At 33.2% G+C, this 5,464-nt stretch carries 2 protein-coding genes and 1 pseudogene; all 3 read right to left on the bottom strand.

Going from position 1 to position 5,464, the window contains the following annotated elements; translation table 11 throughout:
• Positions 1 to 1,036, bottom strand: a pseudogene (locus ON07_RS13685) (hypothetical protein); the annotation flags it as partial.
• 59 nt (positions 1,037 to 1,095) lie between these two features.
• A complete protein-coding gene (locus tag ON07_RS13690) occupies positions 1,096 to 2,865 on the bottom strand; it encodes a hypothetical protein (protein WP_010232587.1) in 1,770 nt (589 codons plus the stop codon).
• A 10-nt stretch (positions 2,866 to 2,875) separates the two neighbouring features.
• Positions 2,876 to 4,678: an autotransporter outer membrane beta-barrel domain-containing protein gene (locus tag ON07_RS16080; protein ID WP_010232589.1), complete on the bottom strand. Its 1,803-nt coding sequence runs from the start codon at positions 4,676 to 4,678 to the stop codon at positions 2,876 to 2,878.
• Between the last annotated feature and the right edge of the window lie 786 nt (positions 4,679 to 5,464).

Consider the following 5,464-nt stretch of genomic DNA (forward strand, 5'->3'; position numbering starts at 1 on the left):
CTCCAACTTCTGAACAAGTAAAGTCTGTTTTGGAAGCTGTAACTGTAACCTTACCACAATTATCTGTAGATCCATTGTTGATTAATAATCCAGTAGGTAAAGCTCCATGAGGATATACATTCCCACCATTTTCACTACTAATGGAGTAGTTATACGTTCCTATTTCAAAGCTACTAAAAGTTGTAGTTACTAACTCATAATTACCTGGAACTAGAAATAACTGTAAGGTTATTTTAGGTTTAAATCCTCCCGAAGTAGAAGAATCATCATTTAAGGCAAGAAGGTTATTACATGGGTTAACTGGATTAAAACCACCTTCATATAAACTAAAATAAAAGTCGCCAGGAAAACTATTAGGCATATTAAATGTATAAGTATCTGCCTGATCAATTGAAAATGTAAGAATTTCATAGTAAACTGAACTACCTGCATTTGAAAGAGTACAATTTCCAAATACTCGATTATAAATTGGATCACTCGGGTCTAATTCACCTTCAACCATTGTTATTGGTTCTACATATAATATAGTAGCATTTCCAGTTTCATCTAATTGAACTGTGATGTCCTGAGTGTTTGCTATAGGAGCAACATTATCTTCTACCGTTACTGTGGAAGTACAAGTTTCGCTAGCACCATCACTGTCAGTAACAGTTAGGGTAACAGTGACAGGGGTTCCTATATTAGAGCAACTAAAAGTATCAATATCCAGAGATAAGGTGAATCCTTCTTTATCATCGCTGGAACCACCATCCACATCGCTAGCCATAATAGTTACACTCCCATTTTCGTCTAATTGGGCTGTAAAATTTTTACAAACTGCAATTGGTGGAGTATTAAACATTTCAAAAGGTTGCTGCACCCCTTGAATAAATGACCCATTAGTACTAACAGATGAAAGTTGTGAAATTTGTCCAATACTATAACTAGCACTGAAATTAGAGTTAGAAATGTCTCCTCCAGAAACTACAGTTGCTTTTTGGGCATAGTTCGTAGAGAAAATCATTAAAAAGATTAAAATAATATAGAAATGTTTCATATCGAAAAAATGAATTTTATAATTAATATGGCGTATTAAATAAACTGGGAATAGTTAGCTCAATTTACCAGGCTGACTGGTAAATAATTATTACCACTTTTCACTACAGTCATGGATTCATTTTGTTCGAGAATAATATTTGTAGTTCCCGGAGTTAATAAACTCCCCGAAAAAAAGGTGATCGCACCACTACCAGAATTTATAAAGGTTACAACTTGTCCATCAATACCATTCAAGACAACTATAAACTTATTCGTTGTTGGATTCATAGTAATGATACTTTTTCCTCCAATATTTGTATAGTTTACAAAATCAGGTATCATTTCCATATTAATTGGTTTTACCAGATACGCATTCAATAGAAAATTTTTAGAAGTTATATCATCAGCTTTTAAATTACCATCTACTTCTAAATTGGCTGAAGGGCTAATATCTCCAACAGCAATATTTCCATTAGCTTCTATAGACATTAGGTTTTGACTTTGAGTTTTAAAAATAACAGCGCCCACGTTATCAGAGTTGTTATCAGCGCCTATGGTAGTACTCCCTGTATTCGTAGTGCTTGAAGTGCCCGAAATAGAGAGGTTTGTCAAACCTGAAATATCACCAACAAAAGTAATTGCTTTAACCGTACCCGGTAATTCTAGTTTAGTAGAAGGAGTTTCTAAATTCATTCCAACATTACCATTTTCTAGAATATTAAATGCATTTGATGGAGCACCCGCCATAATTTTAAAATTAGAGTCACCGGTATTAAAATTGGAAAGACTAAAAAAGCTCTCGCCTAGATCGGTATCATCATTAATTTCAATACTCCAATCTGCAGTTGGAAAACTTGCTGAAGTACTGGTATCATGAAAACCTATTCTAGGAGTGCTAGATGCAATAACAAATGTGTTGATACCAAAGTCATAGCTAGGAGTTATACTTTCTCCAATCCCGAGTTTTGAAATTATATTTACATCTGAAAGGAATACAATATCCTTATCCGGATCAGATCTAAAAAAAGTTTGAGTGCTTAAATTATTATGAAAATAAAAATCATTAGGTGAATTAAAACCAAAATCTGTATAATGTAGAGTACCAATCTCAGGTATAATCGATGTGTTTTTCTCGTATAATACTCCTCCCTCTACATTTAGTTTTGCAGCGCTAGATTCTAAATTGGGAATTGTACCAATACCTACATTGCCACCTTCAAAGAATAGATTATTCCCAATTTTAGACCATAAATTTTCGAATGCCGTTCCTGTAGTGTTCCCAAAACCTGGAAAAGATTTAGATGAATTTAAATCTACAGCATTGTTTGTAGCATCTAAATCAATAGCATTAGCTAGTGCTAAAAAGCCTAAAATACTTATTTGCTCAGATGTCATTGTAACTGGCTTGTTTGTTAAAGAATTATAATCTGCAGTTAAGGCCATTGAAGCATTCAAACTACTTGCAGCTATAGGTACACTATTTAACTTACTTGTGGTTTGTAAGGTGAAATTCCCATCTCCAAGTGGATCAATTCCTATACCTATATAGTACGAAAAACTTGACCAATCAATTGAGTTTAGGTCTCCAACAGTGACTAGTCCTCCTCCTATTTTCACACTTGTTACACCAAGTGCACCTGTTATTGTATTGTGTGTTTCTTCAAAAATTACTGGTCCTGTATTTGAACCTTGTAAAAGCTGAATTTTTATTCCAATAGGACTATCAATCCGTAATTCCCCGGATGCATCTCTAACGAGCATCTGAAAATTCATTTTATCGGTAACTTGCCCATTTATGTCAACTATGCTTAATAGAAAACAACTAATTACTAGTATATATTTTTTCATAAAAAGATGTTTAATTATTAAGACTTATACAAAACCAAACGGTACCATCGAATAGAAAAGTTGCACTTGCATTTTCGCCTATTATGATATCTGAATTATTTGGTAGTAAGATCTTTTGTGTTCCAGAATTATGTGCAAAGGTCTTTGTACCGGTTCCGCTATTAAAAACAGTAAGCTGTTGCCCTTCAATTCCGGCTGTGAATCCAACGATCGTTTGTAGATTAGCATTGTTAAAATTAACTACGGTTTTATTGGTTGCATCTATCTCTATGGTTAGAGAACTATTATCTACCGCATCTTTTACGACATAGCTTATCGTAGAAAGGCTTAGGTTCCCATTTGCTTGTACATCCTCAAACTTAGCATTTCCTATAACTTCAAGTTTTTCCATTGGAGTATTTGTTCCGATCCCAACGTTTCCGTTATTTGTAATCACCATTTTTGAGGAATTTTGAGTTTGAAACACAATTTCACCTACATTGTCCACATCAGTATCAGCAGCGATAACGGTATCATCAACATTAGATACACCTCCTGTACCACCAGCGATTCCCGTAAGCCCTGAACCATCCCCAATAAAATTTTGAGCTTTTATGGCACCGTTAACTTCTAAAGATGCTGATGGCGTTGCTGTTCCAATTCCTACATTTCCATTTTCTGCAATGTAAAAAGCATTGTTAGGTGCATTTGCAAGAATATTAAATGGACGGGTTGCGTTTGTAACATCAAGAATTGCAAAATGTGATTCCCCCCCGTTTGAAGATTCATTTATTTCAATTTGCCAATCATTAAAAGGCATTGTTCCTGAAGGATCGTCACTATCGTCAAATAAAATACGAAGATTGTTTTCTTTTAATATAAAAGTATCAAATCCAAAGTCTTGACCATTAGTTGCATCAACTCCCACACCTAAACTACCATTAATAATTACATCTGTACTAGTAGTGTTATCTCCATCAACTAAAGACCAATTTGAACCTCCAAGAGTTACATTATTCCCTACGGAATTAATAAAGTGAAATTTACCATCACCATCAGCGTTGTCGTAATAAAGCATTCCTGGCTCCGTTAGTACTTCAGGAATACCATTAAATTTTATTCCACCTCCAACATGTAGTTTTGCTCCTTGAAAAGTTGAATTAACCGGAATACCAATCCCAACATTTCCTGGCGTATAAAAAATATCCTTATTAGATTTAGTCCATATAGATTTATCACCTTCTAGTGCGGTTCCGGGTGTAGTTCCAAATCCGGGGAAAGCGGCTTTGGCAGTATTTGCATCAACATCTGCACTCAATTGATCAAGGTTGATCGTAGAGGCGACTGTTAGTAAATCTAATTTATCGCTTTGAGCCTCGGTAATGGTTGCAGGTAGATTTGTTAAGGAAAGATAATCTGCAGTTTCAGCAAATTGAGCTACATTACTAAAGAGAGCAAACGGTGCGCTAGTAATTTCCTCGACAGTCTCAATGCTATAATTTATTCCTCCATTAGGATCTGTTTCTGTTTTAATAAAATAAACAGCAGAAGCCCAATTAATATTAGTGAAATTACCAGTTACTACAGAGCCTTTACCTATTTGGATGGTTGCAAGTCCGTTTATATTTGTTGTAGAAGATTGTGTTTCAGTATAAACAGGAGTCCCTGATGGAGAACCTGAAAGGATACTAATACGTAAGCCTATTAAATCGTTTGTCACGAGAACACCAGAGTCATCTCTAATAACAACTTGATAGGTTATAGATTCATCAACCTGTGCATTTGATATTCCTGAAAATATCAAAATAAAAAATATGGCAAGTAATTTTTTCATTTGGTAAAGTTTGTTAGTGAATTTTTTAAAGTTAATTCTAATTGTTTCTAGCTTGATTTAAATCAAACCAGCAGCGAAATAATTCTATTTTTTATTTAAATTAAATGAATAACAAGAAAGCTTTTTAAAAAGTAGGTTTGTTTTATAAGAAATGGGTTAAACGAAATTTGTAGTTAAAAAATTGGAATATATACCCTTAAAAAAAGACCCTAGAAAATGGATTCTTCATACTGGAAGAATTAAATGATAAAAAAAAATGTTATTGGGAATTGACTTAGATAAGTCTCATATGATATGAAAAATCTAGAAACGGTTCTATCTGATTTTAAATGATTATTGATATGCTTAATTACTTTATTGTATTTGACAGCTGTCATTACTCTGGGGGAATAAATATTAAAATATTAATTTACACCACCTAAAATGATGATAATTTATGTTTTAACTTAAAATTATTATAAATTAGTGACAAATATATATTAAAGCAAGTTAGTAGATGAGTAAAGAGACAGGGGAAAATCCCCCTTTTTTTGTAGGAAAAAAATTAGCAACCGACTGAAGCAGGGGGATTGAATAAGAATATGTAGGAATTTATTTGTAAGATTTTTAGACGAAAGGTGGTTATACTCGCCGAATTGTATTTAGTTGAAACTTAAAACTGCACGAAATTGAATAATTATAAGTTTTTCTGAATTGTTAATTTGAAAAGTCTTTTCATAATTTAAAACGTAATTATAAAATATATTAACACCCAAAGATCTTTTTTTTGAATGAATTCTAAAAAAA

This window comes from Gillisia marina, from assembly GCF_000258765.1.
GTDB lineage: Bacteria > Bacteroidota > Bacteroidia > Flavobacteriales > Flavobacteriaceae > Gillisia > Gillisia marina.

Coding starts and splice junctions, on each gene's coding strand:
- ON07_RS13690 (WP_010232587.1), bottom strand. CDS start 2,865: ATGAAAAAATATATACTAGTAATTAGTTGTTTTCTATTAAGCATAGTT.
- ON07_RS16080 (WP_010232589.1), bottom strand. CDS start 4,678: ATGAAAAAATTACTTGCCATATTTTTTATTTTGATATTTTCAGGAATA.